Genomic DNA, 22,796 nt, shown 5'->3' on the forward strand with positions numbered 1-22,796 from the left:
AAAATCCCCTCCCTCACAGGGGAGGGTTAGGGTGGGGTTGTTTATCTCTTCGTTAAACTCGCATCTGAATTCAATATCGTACTCGCTACCACGGCATTAGCCGCAACAAGCGAGGCATCTAAATCTGCATTTATTGCATATTGACCGGCAGTTAGCCAACCACCGGTTTTCAGCGGATTTTCTTTGAATTTCTTTTGCTGCGTTTGTAGCAGCTTAGTCAACAATGCCACTTCCTTTTCTGAGGGTCGTCGTCCCGTTAGTTTTCGATAGATGGTAATAATTGCCTGCTTGCTATCGGGAATTTTGGCCATTTGCTCGCCCATCACTTTGGAGGCTTCCACAAATGTTGGATCATTAAGTGTTACCAATGCCTGTAACGGTGTGTTGGTCTTTTGACGGCGCACCACGCAAAAACTCCGCGAAGTAGCATCAAACGTCGAAAGCGTTGGATTTGGAACCGCTCGTTTGGCTAAGATATATAAACTCCTGCGGTAAACCGCATCGCCCGAATCACGCACGTAATTGGCACTGTTGATTTTCCACAGGTCTTCCGGCTGATACGGTTTAACACTTGCGCCTCCTACTTTTTTGTTCAATAATCCACTCGCCATGAGTGCATTATCACGAATCATTTCGGCCGTAAGTCGATAAGAAGGCCCATGCGACAGCCAACGATTTTCGGGGTCTTTTTCGCGGGCTTCTTTGGTGGTTTGAGAAGCTTGGCGATAAGTAGCTGACATTACGATCTGTTTATTCAACTGCTTTACATCCCAATTTGATTCTCTGAACGTAACTGCCAAATAATCCAACAAAGTTAAATGACTCGGCAATTCTCCCTGATTTCCAAAGTCTTCTGTTGTTTTGACCAGACCGGTTCCAAAGAAATTTTGCCATAAACGATTCACCGTCACGCGCGCTGTTAGCGGATTATCTTCATGGGTCAACCACTGCGCTAATCCGTATCGGTTTTTTGGTAAATCTTTGGGGAAGGCTAAAATGGTTTCGGGCGTATTAGGAAAAACCTCTTCGCCAAACGCATCGTAATTGCCGCGCAAAAGGATGTGTGCCTTTTTACGTTTGGGCATTTCCTGCATCACCATCAGCTCTTTTATCTTTTCGGTCGAATCCGCTAGTGAAGTCCGTAATTGCTGCAATTGCCGACGCACCATAATCATTGTTGGCTCAATGGCAGAAAGGTAGTATTCCTTCAAATCAGCCAATTCAGAGGCCGACAATTGTGCTTTATTCTTAGCAGAAAGCGCATTCCAACCGGCTTTTTGCGCCAGTATTCTCAATTCAAAAGGTGTTAATACGCGATCATAAAATATAATATCATCTACTTTTCCACCAGTAAAACCCCATCCGCGCCACCAAGCGCCCACTTGAATGCCTGATTGCTCCTTTGATCGAAACAAAATGTCTTTTTTCAGCTGATTCATGGTCGTTTCCATGTTCATCTCGTTTCCGTCGAGGTACAATCGAAAGCCTTGAGCTTGCGACGAGCCGTCGTACGTAATAGTGAGTTGAATCCATTTTTCGCGCGGAACAGATTGAGTAGATACGCGCGCAATGGCATCTGAGGGCGCAACGTGCGCCATATTAAGTTCAAGTTTATTGTCTTTCAGGTTCAAATGCCAACCTCTGAAATTGTATAAACGCTCCGCTTGGCTTTTGTGAATAATAACCCCTTCTTTCAAATTTTTAGGGATATTTACCCAAATTCCCACAGTAAAAGGCTGTGTTTTTCGATAAGCTCCAACACAATCCAGGTCTAACCATACATCGCCGTTGAGCGTTAATGCTTTGCCATTACCCCGCTCCGTAAAAGACGCTGCCTCTTCACCCGTTTCGCGCAGCATTCGACCTGATTGTTTAGGACTTCGGCTATTTTTTAAATCATTTTCAAATCCAAAATGAGCTATTAATCCCGTTTGAGGAATCGTTTGGCCGGCCAATTTTTGATGAGCGTTTGAGGCAAGCCATTTGTCAAAGTTACCGGCTGAATTTGTTTTTGTTTGGGCTATAACTGTTTCCTGCTTTTTGATCTGTGCATTGATAAATTGCAGCACTTTTTCCTGTTCAGCCGTAGGCAACAGCAGCGTAGGCGAAGGCATGGCATCGTCCCACGAAATTTGCCCGGCTTCTTTCACGTTGTTGAAAAAGCTGAATAATTCGTAGTAATTCTTCTGTGAAATCGGGTCGTATTTATGGTCGTGACATTTGGCGCAACCCACCGAAAGCCCCAAAAATGCATCCCCAAAAGTGTTGGTACGGTCTACAACATACTCAGTCTGAAACTCTTCCTCAATGATGCCGCCTTCCATATTTTGCTGGTGGTTTCGGTTAAACGCCGTCGCAATGAGCATATCTTTGGTAGGAGGTCCGCCGTTGCGGCCGGGCATCAAATCTCCCGCCAACTGCCAATGGACAAATTGGTCATATGGCATATTTTTATTGAACGCACCAATCACCCAATCACGATACGGCGACATATCACGCAGCCGGTCAACGGTATAGCCGTGGGAATCCGCAAAGCGTGCCAGATCCAACCAATCGACGGCCATTTTCTCACCATAATGCGGTGAATTCAGCAAACGATCTACCTGTTTTTCATAGGCATTGGGCGAAGAGTCTTTCAAAAATGCGTCGATTTCAGGCAACGTCGGCGGCAAGCCCGTCAGGTCGAGCGAAAGGCGGCGCAACAGCGTTTCTTTATCCGCCATTTTAGCGGGCTGTAATTTTTCCTGCTCCAGTTTTTCAAGAATAAAATGGTCAATCGGATTGATGGTCCATTCTCCATTTTTTACATCGGGCACGTCCGATTTTTCAGGAGCAACAAAGGCCCAATGTGGCTTGTATTCAGCGCCATCTTCGATCCATTTTATCAAAACAGCTTTCTCCTGCGCCGTAAGACTCAAATGGGAGTTGGGGGTGGGCATCATGTACTCGGGGTCAGCGGAAAGAATCCGATGAAATACTTCGCTGTCGTTCAGATCGCCCGGGTCAATGGCTACTTTGTCAGGATTTTCAGGCAGATCGGCAAAGGCAAAATCGGCAATATCCAATCGTAATCCTGCTTTTTGTTTGGCTTTATCCGGCCCATGACAGGCAAAGCATTTGTCGGCCAAAATGGGTTTGACGTGAAGGTTGTAATCAAGCTCGTTGGGTAATTCTTTATACGCCGCCGCCACATCGCCTGGAAGCTCGGGCGAGCAAGCCAACATCGTCAAACACGCGATCAGGCAAATGAAATAGTGAGGACGCGGCATAAAGTCGGGAATTAACGTCAGAAACAAACACTCTCATTACAAAGTCAATCAATGAATAAAATTAACTGTTTATGAGCGAATCTATTTCCCAAAACAATTCACCAACAGCTATTCCAAAAGTCGCCGCCCTTCTGTAGGCCAAGAAATAACTTTATGGATTGTAAGACGACATTTCCAAGAATGCATTGAGCTTGTCGGTATCCTCAAAATCAAGTGAAACAATTTTCCTAATCGCTTCTTTTTTGTCCATAGCCCGTTGGTAATACGATTTACAGATAGAATAACCAATAAAATATCCCAAATCAGCATCTCCTTTTTTCTTGTAGGCACCATTGTATAGCCAGTTGATGGTGTTTTTGCCGTGCATATCAAGTTTGAATTTTTCCCACAACTCTTTTTCATGTTTCCGTCCGTACACCATATAGGGTCTGTCGATACTTTCCTTAACGAGCAGTTCGGCCATAAAATCACAGCTTCCCTCAGCCAGGCAAAGCCCCAAGAGATTGGATTTACGCTTGGTTTCCATGTCGCCGCCTTTGTGCTGAGTATGTGTAAGTTCGTGGGCAACGATAGAAAAGGCGCCTTTATTGGTCAGCATAAAATTTTGTACCAGAGGATGAAGTCCTTCTCCGTTAACTGTACTATCGGCCGACGCTATCTCCGTTCCGATCAGTATCTGCGTTTGTGTTGTTGTTCCGCCGGTTTCGCAATAGCCTATTACAAAGTATATTTCCGGAGGCACGAATGCCTTGTACAGTTTTTTATAGCGTTTGAAGAGTCGTTTGATTTGAGGGATCTCATTCGTAACGTTCAAGGTCTTAGGGCGCACCGTTCTCCAAAAATTGTCATATCGGTTGATGCTTTCTACAAACTTAGCAGGCTTCCAATCGCGGCGTTTGGTAAATTCGGCCAAACCGACCGTCGCTTTATCAAAATACAGCCGTTGAATGATCGCTTCATGTTTATTCACATCTGCTTCTGCTTTAATGCTGTCAAAAGCGATCCAAAAGTTTTGCACATCAGCGGTTTGAATGGAAACACGTTGTCCAAAAATTTTCCCGGAAACCGCTGTAAATAAGAAACATAAAATTAAATATCGTCGCATGCGACTAAGATGCGTTATCCAAAGAAAAGGTTGCATTCATAGTGGAAGAAATCGGGGCGATTTCACTCACTTCCAACAAACATACACTTCTTCATCCGCCATTAGTCCATAGCGTTTCCAGTCCAATTCTTTTACATAGGAGCTTACTTCCACGCGAAACCCGGCGGCAGCGAGGCGATTGCGGTAATCGCGACCGTAGCGACGTACGTGTTGGTGCGCACCGGCAATGCGTTTACGCTCTTCGGGCGCAAGGTCTTTGGTTTCAATGGTTTTGGGAAGGTTGTTATTGACTGCTCCCTGAATGACGGCGTAGCCGTTGGGTTTGAGCACGCGGTGAATCTCGCGCATTCCCATTCCATCGTCGGGAACGAGTTCAAAAACGTGGTTGCAGATAACTACGTCGAAGGTATTGTCAGGAAACTTTATGTCCGTCACCGACATCACATGGTCAGGCATTACGCCGATGGCGTCGATGTAGGTTGTCATCAGATCGGCGGTTTGGTAGTCGATTTGGGGATATTTTCGAATGACGTCATGCAGGCATTTTTCGGGCGCGAAATGCAGCACTTTTTTCGACCCTTCAAAAAAGTCGGTTTTATTTTTCAGGTATAAATACACCAAACGATGCCGCTCGAGCGACTTGCAGGTGTAACATAAAGCATTGGGGCGATTGAAAGGCAAAAATTGACTGTAAGTACTGCCACAAATCGGGCATTCGACATCCTTACCCAATCCGTAAAGGGTGGCTCTTGCCGAAGCCTGAACCGCTCGAAGTTTTTTGCGACCTGAAGTACCGACGATATTTTTGAGAAGTGATTTCATGCAGTGTAAAAGTAACGTCGGCGAGGCTTTGAATAACGTCGGCGAGGTTCAAAACCTCGCCGACGTTTCATTTCACCAACGTTTAGACTGCAAAGTTAATAAATCAAACCGTAAAGCTGTCTGACTCTATGTAGGCTTTGATCAATGCTTCTTCGCCTTCCTTGCCGGGCTTAGAATTGCCGTGTTCCATCCCGAAAATGAAGTTTTGGTTATTGGCCTTCATTTTGGTATAAATATGTTTGAACACGTTCTTATAATTGATCTCACCCGTTGTTGGCTCTTTACGGCCCGGATTATCGCCAATTTGGAAGTAAGCGATCTCATTCCAACACCAGTCAATGTGTGGGATGATATGCCCTTCGGTTTTCTGCATGTGATAAATATCGAACAGAATCTTACACGCCGGGCTATTCACACCGCGACAGATTTCATACGTTTGATCAGAGGTTTGCAGGAATAGATTGGGGCTGTCACTGAGTGGTTCCAACACCATTACCAATCCGTGCGGCTCCAAAATTTCAGCACCGCGACGCAGGGCGTCGATTACGTGGCCGGTTTGGATACCAATGGGCAGATTGCGTTCAAAATCGCCGGGAACAACGGTCATCCATTTGGCATTGCAACGTTTGGCAGTTTCTACCGCACGTTTACAACCATCCAGAAAAATATCCACATTCGCTTGCTTTCCGGCAGCCATTGTATTTTGAGAGTTTCCGCCTTTATCTACCACAAAAACTCCCATTGTCATGCCCAACTTCGCCAATGTTTCCCCGATCTTGGATTGCAGTTCCAGTGGTTTTGACATCATGCCGTTGTCTTCCAAAGCTGTGAAACCCATATCGGCCATGAATTTAAGTTGGTCGATAGGGTCTTTGCCGGCACTGTTTTGAAACATGCCGAAGTGAGGCGCGTACGCCAATTTAAAATTGTTTTTTGCCATCGGATTGGCATTATTGGAAGCTGCGGCAGTTCCACCGACCAAGGTGGCTCCCGTAGCGGTAAGGGCAGATTTTACAAAGTCGCGACGAAACATAGTTATGTCGTTTGGGAAGTTTGAGTGAATAAACGATTTGATGGCAAAAGCGGGAAAGTGCGTTTTTCTAACCGAAACAAATCACTGAACACGCTGACTTTGCAAAATTCCTTTTATATCCGACAACAATTCTTTTATATCCTGAAGCACCACTGCATTGTCGAAAACAGGATTAGCAGGTGTCGTGTTTTTGGCCATCATCCGTTTTTCGCGTTGCGATAAGATCAGATTACGCAATTCATGCGCATTGATAATGCCAATAAGTTGCATATCATGTGCTTGGCCGGCGCTCTGACCGGCGGTTTCAAATTTAAGAATACACAAATGGAAATACTTCAACAGCGGCCCTTCCACAAAGGTTACGTCCTGAATATTCTCTAAGGGAATTGTTTTTTCGACCTGCACCAAAATCCCTTTTTTAAAACGAATGGCTCGTTCGGTGAGTTCACATTCCAGCTTATCGTAATAATGGCGGCTCCACCATTGGCCTACACCCAAAAACCAAAAAGGTAAAAACACGATCCCGATGACGGTAGCGAGAAAGATAGAACCAACATAGAGCATCATGTAGGGTTTGACAAGCTCATTGAATTTAGCTTTGAACAACGATTGATCCGTAGTCTCCATAAAGTTATGATTGGGTTTAGTAAATTCAGCTAATAAGGCTAAACATGCGGCAATACTACTTCAAAGGTGCTTCCTTTGTTCAATTCACTCTGTACTCGAATTGAGCCCCGATGCATATCCACAATCCGTCGGCATACTGACAAACCGATCCCGTATCCACGAAAGGAAGTGGCGTTTTTGGCGCGGTAAAGCGGTTCGAAAATACGCTGTTTCTCGTCTTCAGGAATACCGATCCCTTTGTCTATTACTCGAATAGTACAGCTTTTATCGTTAAAGCCGATGCGAACCTCGGCTCGTTTATCGGACGAATATTTGCAGGCATTATCAATCAAGTTACTAAAGACCGTCTTCAATAAGGGAGCATTGCCCAATACCGTAATATCCTGCTCCAGATCAGGAATACCATCAAAATCAATGTTGATTTGGTAGTCGTTATGAAGATTTTGGAGTTCTTCCTGCGTTTCAAAGATCAATTCGTCCAACCGCACTTCCTGAAAACTGATGCCGCGTTCTTTCTTTTCCGACTGCGCCAATTGAAGAAGGCCGTTGGTAAGTTGAATAAGGCGTTGCGTATCGTTGAGTACCGAGCGCAACACTTTTCGGTATTCGTCGGGGGTGCGTTCTTCTTCCAACGACACTTGGATTTCGGACTTTAAGCCCGCCAAAGGTGTACGCAATTCATGCGAAGCGTTGGACACAAAACTTCGTTGAAGATCAAACGACTCTTCCAGTCGTTCGAGCATTTGATTAAAATTAATGGCCAATTGTGCGATCTCATCCTGCCGATTCCCTTCGTTGAGCGGTTTTCGGAGATTATACGCCGTGATGGTGCTGATCTCTTTGTTCATTCCCGCAATGGGCTTGAGCGATTGTCCCGCAAAAATAAATCCCAGCACAATGGTGATCAGAACACCAAACAGGAAGCTGTACACCAACGATTCGCGCAGTTTTTCGAGTTGTATTTTACCCATATAATCCTGCGCCGACGCCATCACCACAAACTCTCCTTTTTCTTCGTCGGTATACATTACGCCCACTACGTCAAGACTGTCTTTGGTGGTCTCAACGTATTTTTTTTCGCGTACGCGTTTCAACAATTCAAGATTATAGAAGTAGTATATCTCCAGGCTATCGGCGTTGTAACTGGCATAAAGAACTTTATTGTCGGCATTAAACATCAACACTTTTTCGGCATACAGTTTCGAAAGTGTCTCTTGATCAATGAGTTTAAGCAGTTTTGTATTGATAGGACCTACTTTTATGAGCAAATTAGCATCCGTCAGGGCACGGTCGCGCAGCCGCGTGATGAATTCATCTTTGCGGTTTTGTTGGGCAATGTAGTAAAATGAAGCCGAGAAAGTCGCCAAAATCAACGCGATAATGGCCGTAAATTGGAGCGCTATTTTGGTCCTGATCTTCATGAAAACAGCCTACTGAAAGAAAGTCATCAACTACCTAGCTTAAGAGCTTGCCAACCAGATTTTTCAATTTAGGCAATGTAGAAGCCCCCTTGCCCGGCTCTACAATCTGCTTATTATATTCATACCACAATTCATCACCGGGGTTGAAATACAGACCGTTACGTTTGGGTTTTTGCGCCGAAGCAGCATCAGAGAGCCAATTGGGAGCATAAAGTACTTCCATCAAATGCGGTAACTCGTGCCAGGGATAAAACCGCAGCGATGATTTACCGCCGTCGACTACCCGTTTTATCTGCGCACTGCGCGTACGAAAGGATGCCGTTACGGTCGATTCTACCGTTCCCTGCGCGGTCACGTCCAAAATATGCAATTCAAAAGCGCGCTCTTTTCCGGAAGTTTCGTAAATGGCCTGTAACAGTTCCTGCGCAAAATAATGCCAATCGGTCAGGTTTTCCGGTTGTCCTTTTGACAGGCGCTCGGTTTGCCAATCCAACGTCAAAAAATCCTGATCGTCATCCAACATTATGCCGCCTGAAAGACGGGTTTTGGTCAATAATTTTTCCAGTTCAGCGCGCCATACTTTGTCCAAGTCGCCTTTCCATTGATAATCATCATTGTCCGTAAATCCCTCTGCTTCAATTTCATCCGGATCCAATTCATCGCGGTGCGTGTACGATAATTTCAAATCGACGTGCAAAAGTTCCGCAGCAGGAGAAAGTGTTAATGCATACTGATAGGAATACGGTGGCGGCAATTGGGCCGAAGTTTCAAAATGAATGGTCAGCTGACGAAACAATGACATTTTTCAGGGATTAATTGAATGAAGAATCGTCGCTATTTCAAGCCTTTACGACGATTGAGACCTTGCAAAGGTAGCCCGTTTATCTACTTTTCCCGTGGGAGTTTCGCTAAATTTTTCTATTGAGATCACTTGTTTGGGTATTTCATAAGGATTTAACAAAGAAGCCAAGCCTTTTTTCAGTGGCTCATTCTCAACTGATTCCGACGTTTCCAATACCAGAATCAATCGTTGACCCAGGCGCTCGTCGGGCATCCACCATGCAAAATACCGCTCCGAGCCTTTCCATACCTGCCCAAACGCTCTTTCTACTTTTTCCAGTTGAATTTTCACCCCGCCGCTGTTGATGATATTATCGGCACGGCCTATGATCTGAAAACGGCGCTCGTCCGTAAATTCAACCACGTCATTGGTTTGTATCCATTCGTTATTGGTTACGGCTCCGCAGATTCGCAGACAACCGCGCTCGTCCGTTTCGGTCTTTATGCCGGCCAGCAATTCATACGATCCATTAATGGTCGCTGTGCCGTTAAGTCGCTGCAAAGCTACGTGCGACACTGTTTCTGTCATTCCGTAGGTACTGAATACCGGCACATTTAATTGCCGAATTTGAGTTAACAAACTGCCCGTAACCGGCGCTCCTCCTACCAAAATCACTTTCAAAGTCTCAAGTTGCGACGTCGTCTGTTCCAGAATGGTTTGCAGTTGCAACGGAACAAAAGCCGCAAAATCAATTTTCAGAGCTTCAGGCAACACTGCAAAAGGTTGAGCCGCAGGCGGTACCACGTACATAATCATACCGATCTCCATGCCGCGCACAAGCATCATGGTGCCGGCAATATAAGCTGTGTTTAAGCACACAAGCGCCGTATTCTCTTCTTTCAACTCAAGCGCCCGGTGTGTCATGCGGGCGCTTGCCTGCATCTGAGTTCGCGTGAGAGTGATGGGTTTGGGCTGCCCCGTTGAGCCGGACGTATGAAGTATAAACGCCGTTTGTCCCTTAGCCCATTCACAGCAAAACTCCCACGCCTGCCGAAAATACGGATCATCAGGTGCGGGAGTTTGAAGAATCGTTTTGGGATTGATCTCGTAATACATCGTTCGTTTTAAACAATGACCGCAATCGCACCGGTAGAGGCATCAAAAGTTGTTTTATACGCCGTTAGCGGCTTAGTGGCCGGGCCTGTTTGAACGGCTCCTCTTTCTGTAAAAACCGAACCGTGATTCGGACACAAAAAAGTGCTGTTCGAGCTTACATAGTTAACGGCCGTTCCTTCGTGGGTACAAGTCTGAGAAACTGCAATATACGCTCCCTGCAACGTGTGTGCAATAATGATTCCTTTGTAACGTATGTATCCGCCGGCGGTACGCAGCGCGGTATAATTTGCATCGTTAACATTGATCGTAAAATCACCCGTTGGGGTTTCATCCACCGGTGTTGGATCATCCTTACCTCCCGTACTGCATCCTGACAAACACTGCTGTAATACAATGGCACCTACACTTATCCCAACCAATTTAAAAAATTCCTTACGGTCCATCGTAACTGAGTTTTCTTTCGTAATCATGTGTCAATGAGGTTTATAAATTCACTGTTTACTTACTGAAAATAGCTTTTTCTTGGTTTTGGAGCACTTGGCAATTACTTATTTCCAATAAAAACCGGTATTATTTCAACAAGCGAGAGTTTGTTTTCTTAAATTTATCCACTAATTCCCTATGGAAACGTAAGGCTACAAAAAAGATTGTGAAAATGAAAAAATTGATTGGCTTGTGCTGTTGTTTGTCGTTATGGAACATTATTTATGCCCAAAACTTCTCTTCTACCAATTTACCGATCGTTGTTATAGATACCGAAGGACGTACCATTGTTGATGAGCCTAAAACCACCGTCAAGATGAAGATTATCTACAACGGGGCTACTAAAACTACTTCCCTCACCGACGCACCCAATGTGTATGATGGTTTTGCAGGGATTGAATATCGCGGTTCTTCTTCGCAACAGTTTCCAAAAAAATCATACGGTTTTGAATTACGGGACGAAAAAGGGGAAAACAAAGAAGTAGCCCTTTTTGGGATGCCCAAAAACGAAGATTGGATATTGTTTGCCTCCTACAACGAAAAAAGCCTCATGCACAACGTTTTGGCCATGAAAATGGCCAACGACTTAGGCATGTACGCCAGCCGAACCCAATACGTAGAAGTGGTCGTGAACGGCAAATACGAAGGCGTGTATGTGTTGATGGAAAAGATAAAACGCAGTAACGGGCGACTTGGAATCACCAAAATGGCCAACACAGATAACACCGGTGATGCCGTTACGGGCGGATATATCTTTAAAATAGACAAAACTACGGGAGGAAGTGCCGGTTGGTATTCTAAAATTCCTCCTTTAAAATCCTCGCGCGGTCAGCGAACTTATTATTTATATGACTATCCGAAGTTTGATGAAATGACGAGCCAACAGAAGCTCTATCTTCAAAACTATGTTGAGACTGCCGAAGCTACGCTTAACGGTTCAACATTTCGTGATTCGGTCAATGGCTACCGGCGCTATTTTGATCCGCTTTCATTTGCGCAGATGTTTCTGGTCAATGAAACTTCTAAAAACGTGGATGGGTACCGTATCAGTACATTTTTTAATAAGGAACGGGACAGCAAAAAAGGAAAAATAAAAGCCGGACCCGCTTGGGATTATGACTTGGCTTTTGGCAATGTCGAATACTGTGAAGGTGTTCAAACCTATGGTTGGGCTTATCTTTTCGGCGACGTATGCCCGGATGATGGTTGGCAAATGCCCTTTCAATGGAAGCGAATGCTCGAAGACCCTTATTTTGTCAGCAACGTCAACAGTGAGTACAAACGCATGCGCGCCGGGCCTTGGAAAACTGAGCGTCTAAATGCCTATATCGACTCATTATCCACGACTTTACAGCAAGCACAATACCGAAATTTTCAACGTTGGCTCATTTTAGGAATCTATGTTTGGCCTAATCCTCGCCCGATTGCCTCCAGTTGGGTAGGCGAAATCATTGAGTTGAAAAATTGGCTGGCGCAACGTCTGACCTGGTTGGATGCTTCTATGCCCGGCACTTTGACCGCCACAGAGCCCGGCATCGCAACCGAAACTACCGTTGAAATAGCCCCAAACCCTTTTTCAGAACAAGCCCGAGTGGTGGTGAAAACACCGCGTCCGATGGAAATTTTGACGGAAGTTTTTGATATAAACGGTAAGCTGCTTGACACCAAACTGCATTTTCTGGAACATACTGTCAACGAAATTTACCTACCGGTTGCAGGGCCATCGGGCATGTATATTTTACGCGTTCATACTCCTAAGGAAGTGATTCAGAAAAAAATGATGAAACGGTGATTCATTAGTCAATGATGGCATAGTAAGGAATGGTTTCCAGCAGGAATGCCTGTCCTTCTTTTACTTCAAACACAAAGTACTCCAACCCATTGCTTATCAATACATAACGGGCTTTCAGGATGGAATTATAGCGAATCGCCTGTTCAAACACTAAGTCGGTCAATGAAATATGGGGCGCCTTGCACTCAACCAGTAAAAAGGGCAGTCCCTCCCGATCATAGATCAGGATATCGGTGCGTTTAGCCAATTGATGATAGCTCAATCCGCTTTCGGTCCGAATGAGCGCTTTCGGAAATCGGTGCTCTCCCATCAGCCAATGCAGCACATGTTGACGCACCCATTCTTCGGGCGTGATCATAATGTACTTACGACGTATGATGTCGAAAATGTATGGTTTTCCGCCAATTTTTGTAACTTTGTACTCAAAGGCGGGCAAGTTTAATTGTACCATCTTCTGCGGGGATTTGTAAGGGCGTTGATTCTTACAAATCTTTTTTTTAACCTATTCCTCCCAAAAATCAACAACAAAAATAATGAAAACCAAAGAAGAAATCGTAGAAAATTGGCTGCCCCGCTATACGGGTACCCCGCTTGAATCTTTCGGAGAATACATCCTGTTGACCAATTTCATCAATTACGTACAGATGTTTTCCGAGAAGTATAGCGTAGAAATTCAGGGGAAAAGTCGCGCGATGCAAACGGCTACGGCCAATAATATCACCATCATTAATTTCGGCATGGGAAGCGCCATGGCGGCCACGGTCATGGACCTGTTGTCGGCCGTAAACCCTAAAGCCGTTTTGTTTTTAGGAAAATGCGGGGGATTAAAAAAGACCCAGATCGGCGATCTGGTGCTTCCTATTGCTGCCATTCGCGGCGAAGGAACCAGCAATGATTATATGCGGCCCGAAATCCCTGCGCTCCCGTCGTTTCGGTTGCAACGGGCGGTCTCTTCCGTAATAAAACAACACGAACTGGATTATTGGACAGGTACTGTATACACGACCAATCGCCGTATTTGGGAACATGACGAAGTATTCAAAGATTACTTACGCGAAATCCGCACGATGGCCATCGACATGGAAACGGCCACTATCTTTACGGTTGGTTTCGTCAATCAAATACCGCACGGAGCATTGTTGTTGGTATCTGATAACCCTCTGGTGCCGGAGGGAGTAAAAACCGAGGAAAGCGACAAGAAAGTAACGTCTCTATTTGTAGAACGCCATTTGCAAATAGGCATTGATTCACTCATCGAGTTGGCCAATTCGGGTGAATCGGTAAAACACTTGCGCTTCGAATAACAAATCTGTTACGTCATTAATACAAAAGCGCAGCCGGCATACCGACTGCGCTTTTATCTTTTATCTATAGAATCTTAATTGCAATAATCACTGATTACTTTGTAAGCCTGCGTATAACCCAACTCACCTGCTTTCGAAAGATCCATGCAACCGCCGTTCTCATCGCCGAGGCTATGCTTGATCAAGCCGCGCACATAATAAGCTTCGGCATATTTAGGATTCAGTTTGACAGCACTTGAACAATCCAGCACCGCACCGCGTTGATCTCCCATCGCTGACTTTACCATTCCACGCGTAAAATACGCTTCGTAGTAAGTGGGGTTTAATTCAATGGCTCTGTTCAGGTCAATGATCGCTCCTTTAGCATCTCCCTGCTTATTTTTGCCAACTCCTCTTACAAATAATGCTTCTGAACGCTCGGACGAGAGCTCGTTGATTTTGTTACGTTCCTGCACTGCCCCTCTCAAATCATCTAAAATAGTACGCGTAATTTTTCCTGCGTATACCACTTTCGCATCTGTTGGCGTATTATTGATATCAACAGCTTTGTTTAAATCGGTGATCGCTTCACGTTGACTGCCTAATTTACTTTTGCAAAATCCGCGTCCGTAATAAGCTCGGTGGTTTTGTGGGTCGAGCGTAATGGCTTGGTCAAAATCAGCAATGGCCTCTTCGTATTTTTCCAGTTTACTTCTGGAAAACCCTCTGCTGTAAAATGATTCTGAATCATCGGGCTTCAGTTCGATTGCCTTGGAATAATCAGCCACGGCCCCGTTAAAATCATTCAATTTAAGGCGCGAATACCCTCTTCCTGCGTAAGCGGAAGCGCTTTTAGGTGTCAGATCAATGACTCTCGAATAGTCAGCCAGAGCACTGGTAAAATCGTCGAGTTTAAGTTTTACGTTTCCTCGCGTATAGAGCGCTCCGGCATTGTTTGGTTCCAACTCAACCGTACGATTCAAATCCTGCAATGCTCCTCTGAAATTTTCAAGACGGGCGCGGTTAATGCCTCGTTGCAAATATCCCTGAGAGTCATCCGGATTGAGTTCAATAGACCGTGAAAAATCCTGAATGGCCGAACGATAATCGTCTTGTTTCGCCTTGCTGATGCCACGGTATAAATAGGCGTCCGAATACTTAGGATTAAGTTCAATAGAACGGTCAAAATCTAAAATAGCGCCACGGTTATCTTTCAAATTGGCTTTGGCCATGGCACGGTTATAATAGCTCGGCGCGTTTTCGGGGCTCATCGTAATGGCTACGTTGAAAGCCTGCAATGCCGCCATAAAATCTCCCGCTTTGCTCTTATTCACTCCTTCTTCAAAATACTCCGCAGCGGTTTTTTGAGCTTTCAACACAGTAGGCATTGCCAAAAAGGTGGCAAAAACAAATAATAAAAAAGTGTATTTCTTCATTACACAAACAGGAAAATAGTAGATGAACATGGGATTTAGCCGCCAAAACTACCTAATTTTAAACGGCTTGCCAACTTGCCGGTAAAATTATTTTACGATAAACGACATACTAACCAATCCAATATCCTATTCCGAAAAGCACTACAAAAACAAGCGTTGACAAAGCCATCTGCTTTAAATAGGGGTCCAATTCGCGCGGGTTTTTCAAACGGCTTACCGCTAATCCATTACGAATGAATAACGGAAAACTCAGCACAAAAAGCCATTGAGATAAAGTTCCGGAGTGAATAAGTAAATACAAAATACTGCAGACCATTCCTATACCCAGCAAAAGCCAATGGTAAACAATCGCACGCTCGCGCCCGATTCGAACGGGCACTGAACGCTTGCCGGTCAATGTATCCGACTCAATGTCTCGAATATTATTGATGTTTAAGACCCCAACCGCGAATAAACCACAGCTTGTAGCAGGCAACAGCAATGTCCAATCTAACGTTTTGGTATGTAAATAATAAACACCCAATACACCAACCCAACCAAAAAAGATAAAGACGGATAAATCACCCAAACCCTCATAACCATAAGGGCGCTTGCCCGCTGTATAAGTGATGGCGGCAATGATAGATAACACTCCCAATCCCAAAAAAGCTGCAAACGTATGCCAAGTAGCGTCTTTGAGGGCTTCGTATAAAAGCCAAATGCCGCTTACTAACGACAGGAGTGAAAAAATAATGATGGCTTTTCGCATTGCTCCCGCAGAAATAGCTCCCGAATGCACCGCCCGCTGCGGCCCCTGACGGGCTTCGGTATCTTTTCCATTGACGGCGTCGCCGTAATCATTGGCAAAATTGGAAAGTACCTGCAAACAAATGGTAGTTACAACGGCCAAGATGGCAATGATCCAACTGAATTTTTCATGTGCTGCCGCCAAAAAACAGCCCATTAATATACTCGACAAGGCCAATGGCAACGTCCTCAAACGTGCCGCTTCAATCCAAGGTTTCATTCGTTTGTTCCTCTTTTTTACATCCGACGGCCCCAAAAGTGCCGTTTTATTTAATTTTAAAATCTTATTTATCAAACACTTACCAATTATCTCTTAACAATTCTGCTTCACTTTTTGGCGCGTTGTTCACAATTTCCTAATTTTGCACCGGCAAATCGGAACTACCAGCTCCTGCTGAATCCCCCAGGTCTTGACCGAAGCAAGGGTAGGTGGTCGTAGCGGTGAGATTCTCGGTTTGCCATTTTTTGTTTTTATACTATTCGAACGAATGAACGTCGGCGAGGCTTTGAGCCTCGCCGACGTTTTTTTAGGCCAAAGCCTCCCACAAAATCTCCACGGGATGCAAAGCTGTCTTTCCCGTACCATCGTGTATCTGATGACGACAACTTGTTCCCGGCGCCGCAATAAGTACTTCTTCGGGCTGATTGCGAACGGTTGGAAACAAGACCAATTCGCCGATTTTCATTGACAGATCGTAATGTTCTTTTTCGTATCCGAAACTTCCCGCCATACCGCAACATCCGCTTGGAATAAGGGTTACTTCGTAATTTTTGGGCAGCGAAAGCATTTTCTTCGTCGGTACCATTGAAGCAATTGCCTTCTGTTGACAGTGGCCGTGTAATTTTATCTTTTTAGCAACAGTCGTAAATTGCGCACTTGTAATGCGTTTGGCGTCCATTTCACGGGCAATGAATTCGTCGAACTGTAAGGCATTTTTAGCCAACTGTTGCGCGGCTTCCATCAACTCTTCGCTGACCAGATCGGGATATTCATCGCGAAAAGTTAAAATAGCTGACGGTTCAATTCCCACTAACGGTGTTTGATCGGTTATTAAATCTTTGAGCATTTGTACATTTTGCTCGGCAATTTTTTTAGCGTCTTTTAATAAGCCTTTCGACAACTGTGGACGAGCGCTAGGGGCATGGTCAGGGATGATAACCTCATAACCCAGTTTTTCTAAAAGCAGAATGGCTTTCTTGCCGATTTCTACGTCATTATAATTCGTAAATTCATCACAGAATAAATAAATCCGATTTTTTAGAGACGCCGCATCGGCGGACCGAACATTTTTCGGTTCTGTGGTGTGTTTTTTAAACCATGATTTCAAAGTAGTGCCGTGCAGCAACGGCATTGTCCGATCAGGATGAAAACCAACCACTTGATTGGCGATACGTCGCAGGGGAGCATTCTTGAAAATTAAATTATAAGCCCAAGGAACGTAGCTGGCAATGCCTGTCATTTTGGAGAAATTACCCACCAGCCACGACCGCATCGGAACGCCGTTGCTATCATAGTATTGCTGCAAAAACTCCATTTTCAGCTTTGCTACATCTACGTTGGAAGGGCACTCGCCTTTGCAACCTTTGCATGCCAAACACAGGTCATATACTTCTTTGACCTCCTTATGATCAAAACGATTAGCTTTGTCAGAACGGGTCAAAAATTCGCGCAATACATTGGCTCTTGCCCGCGTAGTATCTTTTTCGTTGCGCGTCGCCATAAAACTTGGGCACATCGTCCCGCCGCTGAGCTGCGTTTTCCGACAATCACCGGAACCGTTGCATTGCTCGGCGTGCTGCAATACATTTTGGTCAGGGTAACGAAAATAGGTTTTAAACTCGGGCGTTTGTTGGTCTGCTTCATACCGCAGGAAGGTATCCATCGGAGCTGTATCGACGATCTTGCCCGGGTTGAAGATAGTGTACGGGTCCCAAGTACGCTTGATTTCTTTAAACAATTCGTAGTTTTTGGCCCCCACCATCTGCGGAATAAACTCACCGCGCAAACGGCCGTCGCCATGCTCACCCGACAGCGAGCCGTCGTATTTCTTAACCAACGTTGCAATCTCTTCCGCGATCATCCGAAACTGCGCGTGCCCTTCTTTGGTTTTCAAATTTATAATAGGCCGCAGGTGAATCTCTCCCGAACCGGCGTGGGCATAATGCACAGCCGACATTCCGTTTTTGTGCAGAATCTCGTTAAAATCACGAATGTAAGCGGGTTGATCATAGACATCCACCGCCGTATCTTCAATAACGGCTACGGCTTTTTCGTCGCCCGGTAAGTTGGCCAAAAGCCCCAAACCTGCTTTACGGAGCGTCCATATTTTCTTTGTATCATCGGCGTGCAACAAAGGATAATGAAATCCGATGCCCTCACTTTTGAAATCTTTTATCAGTTCTGCCGCTACTTTTTCTACCTCTTCTTTGGTATTTTGTGATACATCAACCACCAAAATAATGGGAAAAGAGCCATCTGCTTTTCGCTGCACAAAGAAGGCATTTTTGCTTTGTTCCGGATTTTCAGCGGCACATTCCAGAATGTAATTATCAATTAATTCTACCGCCTGCGGCTTGTATTTAAGCGCCGTAATGGTAGAGCGTAGCGCCTCGTCAACTGTATTGAAATGCGCACACACCAATCCCTGCGCTTTGGGTGGTGGCGGAATGATGTTCAATTTTATTTCGGTCAGGAAACAAAGTGTTCCTTCTGAACCTGCAATCAAACGGCACATGTTAAACTCAGGCCCTTCCTCCGTAAATGGTTGACAATCCAACAACATATCCAGCGCATAGCCCGTATTCCGGCGCTCAATGGATTTCTTCGGAAAATTCTTCCGGATCTCGGCCTGATTTTCAGGATTGGAAAGGATTTCAAACGTTTTACGATATATCTCGGATTCTAAATCTGACTTTCTATCCGTCGGGATTGCAAATCCCGACGAGCCTCCCTCTCCTAACAGGGGGAGGGCCGGGGTGGGAGTTGACCCGAAGGTAACCTCGCTTCCATCAGCCAATAAAGCCTTTACTTCTAATAAATGCTCGCGCGTGGAACCATAAACAACCGAATTAGACCCACATGAATTATTTCCCACCATGCCGCCGATCATAGCCCGGTTGGCGGTTGAAGTTTCGGGGCCGAAGTATAGGCCGTATGGCTTGAGCGCCATATTAAGCTCATCACGTATCACGCCCGGCTGCACCCGCACCCAATGTTCTTCGGCATTGATTTCCAATATCTTAGTAAACGTACGCGACACATCCACTACAATGCCGTTTCCAACAACCTGCCCGGCCAACGATGTCCCGGCAGTACGCGGTATAAGTGAAGTGCGGTTTTCACGCGCAAAAGCGATCAACGTTTTAAGATCATCAATGTCTTTTGGAATAGCCACGGCCTGTGGCATTTCGCGGTACGCCGACGCATCAGTGGCGTAGAGCGTTCGCATGGTACTGTCGTAGTAAAGTTCGCCTTTGAGGCGTTGAGCTAATTCAGCAAGTGGTAGGTTAATCATTGGTAAGCTTTCGAAAATCAGCGAAAGCACAAATTTACGACCTCTCCCTTTGTTATGCTAATTTGATTTTAGAAGGGCCCGATCGCCACGCTCAACGCAACAGGCAGTAAAAAATAAAAGCTCCGCTTTGTAGAGAGCGGAGCTTTTGCAAAAACAGATATAACACATAAACGACCAACAGGCTCAAATAGTTTTAGGCTTGAAAAATAGTCTCGTAATTTTTCATTTTTATTAACGCTACTGACATATTATCGAAAAATCGATAGTTATTCCCTCTTTTCGGGTCAAGTGGTCCATTTTGTTTTTCAATGTCCGTTAACCGCTTGGTCGGGAGAAATAGCTGGTTTGACGATTAGGGGCGGATTTTTATTTAATATACTTCAGTTTTGAGCATCCATTTTCACTTACAATTTACCTCAGCTATGAAAACACTTTTAAGCTTTCTTTTTTCATTTTTTGTACTATCTGCCATTGCCCAAACAGAACTGACCGTTGGAGTTCATTCGGGGATGGAGCTGTTTGCGGTCATTCATTGCATGGCAGGTAAAACCAATACGACGCCTTCTCAGTACGCTACCGATGTCAAAACCTATTTTAAGCCTTACGAAAATCATCCCGCCGTAGTAGCCGCACGAAATCGCAGTTGGTATTATTATGACATTCATGAATTGGGATTTGCGTTGGGGAAGTTACCCGACAATCCTGTCATTCAGCATGTACCTGCCGTTTGGGAAAGAGTCATGAAAAGCCGTGACAGCGTTCGTATTTTCATGGAGCAAGCGCTTGACTTTTACCGAAAATCAAATTTTCAGCAATTTTATGATACGCACAGAGATCAATATGCCGCGTGGGGGCAGCCCATTCGCGAAGCGATTCAGAAAGACCAAATCATTGAGAAACTGGAAGCTTTTTACGGCAAACGAAAATCAGTGAAATGGTACATTGCGTTGGATGTACTTAATGCCAATGGCGCTCATGCCGTGATCCCTAAAATGGTTAACCCGGCACTGGAGGGAATGATCATTTACCAACAGGGCTATTGGTCGGCCACAAAACCCGACGAGTATCCGCGTTATAAGATCACCAATTTTCTTAAGTACGATCTGACTTGGCACGAAGGCAGCCATGTATTGACCAACGATCTCCAAAAACAGTACAAAAAAGAAATCGAAGAACTCAGTCCACTCTGGGAACGCCTCGACGACGACGTCAAAGAATCTCTTCAACGACAGGTGAAAGAGTGGCCGCATTGCTTTGACGAAACTTTGGTACGCGCCATTTCGACAGCGTTACAGCATCAAAATTTATCTCCCGACAAATACGAGCGTGCGCTCTGCAAAGAGATCGCGCAGGGATTTGTGTATGTAAAAGATGTAGAAGAAATGTTGATCAATGAATACTTACCCAATCGTCAAAAATACGCCGATTTTGAAGCCTTTTTCCCGCAGATTTTGGCGAACTTGAAAAAGAGATATCTTGCAGAAAAGTAATAAACATGCCCCGCCAACGGAAAATCCTGCTTCATGTTCTTTTTTGGGCGATCTATTTTCTGACCACTAACCTGAAAGACGTTGCCGAACATTCCAACATGAGTTTTACATGGAGCTCGGTCATGCGGGAATTGTTGCATCCGCTCGGAATTTCACATTATCTGCGTACCTTTTTTACCACTTATTTGTGCCTTTTCAGCCTCAATTGGACATTCAACCAACGGCGTTATGGATTAGGGATAATCTTAATTTTGCTTATTTACATTCTTCACACCCTGATCCGTTTTGGGGTGGAAGAAGTTATTTTACCTCAAACCATCGGGGTTAGGAATTACCGAGTAGACATTCCGCCGCTGTATTATTTTACCGACAATCTCCGCAATTCGCTGTTGCCGGTTTTGATCAGTTTTGTTTTTAAAGCCATTGATGAATTTTTTATCCGCCAACAGGTCACGCAGGAAAAACAGGCGGCGGAATTGGCGTTTTTGAAAAGTCAAATCAATCCGCACTTTCTTTTCAATACCCTCAATAATATTTATTCACTTGTCTACAAAAAAGCAGATACCGCTCCCGATGCCGTGATGAAGCTTTCCGAAATGATGCGTTATATGCTTTATGAAAGTAACGAAGAAAAAGTAGATTTGAACAAGGAAATCAAGTACTTACAAAACTTTACAGCCTTACAAAGACTCCGTTATCATGGCCCTCAATTCATTGATTTTGACATATTGGGCCAAGTGGAAGGCCTGCGCATTGCGCCGCTTTTACTGATCGCTTTTGTAGAAAATGCCTTCAAACACGGAGAGGTTTCTGATGCTCAATTCCCGTTAAGCATTGTTATTATGGTCAATCAGCAAAATTTGCATCTGGAAGTCAGGAATCGAAAAAGTCGCCAAAACAAAGCCGAAGAAGGCGGTATTGGCTTGCAAAATGTCAAACGACGGTTAGATTTGTTGTATAAAGATCGGTACAGTCTCGACATCGAAGACGCTCTCGATCACTATCGTTGCGAATTGAATCTAATGTTATGACACTCCGTTGCCTTGTCCTTGATGATGAACCGCTTGCGCTGGATATTTTGGCCGATTATATCCGCAAAGTTCCGGGCTTAGAACTGGTCGCCACTTGCCACAAAGCTCTTGATGCGCTGGCGCTCATTCAACAGGATAAAATTGACTTGGCCTTTGTGGATATTCAAATGCCGGATTTGACGGGACTTCAATTTTTACGGGTTGTCAACGGGCGTTGCCAATCCATTTTGACCACTGCTTACCAACAATATGCGCTCGACGGTTATGAGTACGATGTAGTTGATTATTTGCTGAAACCCATTTCCTTCGAGCGATTTTTAACGGCGGTCCGGAAAGCGCAGACACGCTTCAATCCTAACTTACCTTTTCCCGTCAGCGAGAAAAGTGATACCCTGAAAACCGACACGAAATCGTCTGATTTTATCTTTGTGAAGACTGAATACAAGATCGTTAAAATTAACCTTTCGGATGTTTTACTGGTGGAAGGTTTGAAAGATTATGTCTCCATTTACACCGCAAACGAGCGAATTTTGAGTCTTCAAACCATGAAAAAAATGGAAGAGACACTGCCCGCGCCGCGCTTTTTTCGGGTACACAAATCATATATCGTGGCGTTGGAGAAAATCGAATCCATTGAGCGTCAACGTATTTACATTCAAAAGCATATCATTCCCGTTGGCGACAGTTATTTGAAGGAATTCTATCAGTTGATCGAAGGGAAATAATTGTGCAAATAGACTTTCCAAGTTTTAAAACATATTGAGGAGTAATAGTTTACCGGAAAAACTTGGAAAGTCTCATCTAAT

Annotated in this window: 18 protein-coding genes; 5 read left to right on the forward strand and 13 right to left on the reverse strand. The window is 44.7% G+C overall.

All coding sequences use genetic code 11. The annotated features are described in order from the left end of the window. Positions 1–41 precede the first annotated feature (41 nt). The 9 genes from ACQY73_RS15385 to ACQY73_RS15425 form a co-directional block, all read right to left on the reverse strand. Positions 42–3,269, reverse strand: coding sequence for a DUF1553 domain-containing protein (locus tag ACQY73_RS15385; RefSeq protein ID WP_428667610.1), 3,228 nt, complete (start codon positions 3,267–3,269; stop codon positions 42–44). Between the two features lie 151 nt (positions 3,270–3,420). Then, positions 3,421–4,374, reverse strand: a complete 954-nt coding sequence (locus ACQY73_RS15390) for a hypothetical protein (RefSeq protein ID WP_428667612.1) — start codon at positions 4,372–4,374, stop codon at positions 3,421–3,423. Between the two features lie 66 nt (positions 4,375–4,440). After that, positions 4,441–5,196, reverse strand: a complete 756-nt coding sequence (locus tag ACQY73_RS15395) for a class I SAM-dependent methyltransferase (RefSeq protein WP_428667614.1) — start codon at positions 5,194–5,196, stop codon at positions 4,441–4,443. Positions 5,197–5,299: 103 nt separating this feature from the next. Beyond that, positions 5,300–6,229 (reverse strand): hydroxypyruvate isomerase family protein, encoded by a 930-nt coding sequence (locus tag ACQY73_RS15400; protein WP_428667616.1) that lies wholly within the window; start codon positions 6,227–6,229, stop codon positions 5,300–5,302. Positions 6,230–6,310: 81 nt separating this feature from the next. Continuing rightward, positions 6,311–6,856, reverse strand: a complete 546-nt coding sequence (locus ACQY73_RS15405) for a PH domain-containing protein (protein WP_428667618.1) — start codon at positions 6,854–6,856, stop codon at positions 6,311–6,313. Between the two features lie 38 nt (positions 6,857–6,894). Then, on the reverse strand, positions 6,895–8,277 hold the full coding sequence (locus tag ACQY73_RS15410) for an ATP-binding protein (protein ID WP_428667620.1): 1,383 nt from the start codon (positions 8,275–8,277) through the stop codon (positions 6,895–6,897). A gap of 34 nt (positions 8,278–8,311) precedes the next feature. Then, positions 8,312–9,079 (reverse strand): hypothetical protein, encoded by a 768-nt coding sequence (locus ACQY73_RS15415; protein WP_428667623.1) that lies wholly within the window; start codon positions 9,077–9,079, stop codon positions 8,312–8,314. Between the two features lie 45 nt (positions 9,080–9,124). Beyond that, on the reverse strand, positions 9,125–10,174 hold the full coding sequence (locus tag ACQY73_RS15420; RefSeq protein ID WP_428667625.1) for an AMP-binding protein: 1,050 nt from the start codon (positions 10,172–10,174) through the stop codon (positions 9,125–9,127). Between the two features lie 8 nt (positions 10,175–10,182). Beyond that, positions 10,183–10,644 (reverse strand): ubiquinol-cytochrome c reductase iron-sulfur subunit, encoded by a 462-nt coding sequence (locus ACQY73_RS15425; RefSeq protein ID WP_428667627.1) that lies wholly within the window; start codon positions 10,642–10,644, stop codon positions 10,183–10,185. A gap of 185 nt (positions 10,645–10,829) precedes the next feature. Between ACQY73_RS15425 and ACQY73_RS15430 the strand changes: the two genes are divergently transcribed. Next, entirely contained in the window at positions 10,830–12,449 is a 1,620-nt protein-coding gene (locus ACQY73_RS15430; protein ID WP_428667629.1) for a CotH kinase family protein, read from the forward strand. A gap of 4 nt (positions 12,450–12,453) precedes the next feature. Here the strand turns inward: ACQY73_RS15430 and ACQY73_RS15435 are convergent, their stop codons facing one another. Continuing rightward, positions 12,454–12,900 (reverse strand): type I restriction enzyme HsdR N-terminal domain-containing protein, encoded by a 447-nt coding sequence (locus tag ACQY73_RS15435; RefSeq protein WP_428667631.1) that lies wholly within the window; start codon positions 12,898–12,900, stop codon positions 12,454–12,456. Between the two features lie 82 nt (positions 12,901–12,982). Between ACQY73_RS15435 and ACQY73_RS15440 the strand changes: the two genes are divergently transcribed. Next, positions 12,983–13,753: an AMP nucleosidase gene (locus tag ACQY73_RS15440; RefSeq protein ID WP_428667633.1), complete on the forward strand. Its 771-nt coding sequence runs from the start codon at positions 12,983–12,985 to the stop codon at positions 13,751–13,753. 74 nt (positions 13,754–13,827) lie between these two features. On the opposite strand, the gene ACQY73_RS15445 is transcribed toward ACQY73_RS15440, so the two are convergent. The 3 genes from ACQY73_RS15445 to ACQY73_RS15455 form a co-directional block, all read right to left on the reverse strand. After that, entirely contained in the window at positions 13,828–15,168 is a 1,341-nt protein-coding gene (locus ACQY73_RS15445) for a tetratricopeptide repeat protein (RefSeq protein WP_428667635.1), read from the reverse strand. A gap of 109 nt (positions 15,169–15,277) precedes the next feature. Then, positions 15,278–16,174 carry a 1,4-dihydroxy-2-naphthoate polyprenyltransferase gene (locus ACQY73_RS15450; protein WP_428667637.1) on the reverse strand — a complete coding sequence of 299 codons (897 nt, stop codon included), beginning with the start codon at positions 16,172–16,174 and terminating at the stop codon, positions 15,278–15,280. A 307-nt stretch (positions 16,175–16,481) separates the two neighbouring features. Continuing rightward, on the reverse strand, positions 16,482–19,469 hold the full coding sequence (locus ACQY73_RS15455; protein ID WP_428667639.1) for an FAD-binding and (Fe-S)-binding domain-containing protein: 2,988 nt from the start codon (positions 19,467–19,469) through the stop codon (positions 16,482–16,484). A 422-nt stretch (positions 19,470–19,891) separates the two neighbouring features. Between ACQY73_RS15455 and ACQY73_RS15460 the strand changes: the two genes are divergently transcribed. Genes ACQY73_RS15460 through ACQY73_RS15470 form a run of 3 tightly spaced genes read left to right on the forward strand, consistent with a single transcriptional unit; the run spans position 19,892 to position 22,715 of the window. Then, the gene (locus ACQY73_RS15460) at positions 19,892–20,959 is read left to right on the forward strand and encodes a DUF4932 domain-containing protein (protein WP_428667641.1); all 1,068 of its coding nucleotides are present in this window, start codon (positions 19,892–19,894) and stop codon (positions 20,957–20,959) included. A 5-nt stretch (positions 20,960–20,964) separates the two neighbouring features. Continuing rightward, entirely contained in the window at positions 20,965–21,990 is a 1,026-nt protein-coding gene (locus ACQY73_RS15465) for a sensor histidine kinase (protein ID WP_428667643.1), read from the forward strand. After that, the gene (locus ACQY73_RS15470) at positions 21,987–22,715 is read left to right on the forward strand and encodes a LytR/AlgR family response regulator transcription factor (RefSeq protein WP_428667645.1); all 729 of its coding nucleotides are present in this window, start codon (positions 21,987–21,989) and stop codon (positions 22,713–22,715) included. Before ACQY73_RS15465 ends, ACQY73_RS15470 begins: the two co-directional genes overlap by 4 nt. Positions 22,716–22,796 lie beyond the last annotated feature (81 nt).

It is taken from the genome of Runella sp., from assembly GCF_965279615.1.
In the GTDB taxonomy this organism is placed as follows: domain Bacteria; phylum Bacteroidota; class Bacteroidia; order Cytophagales; family Spirosomataceae; genus Runella.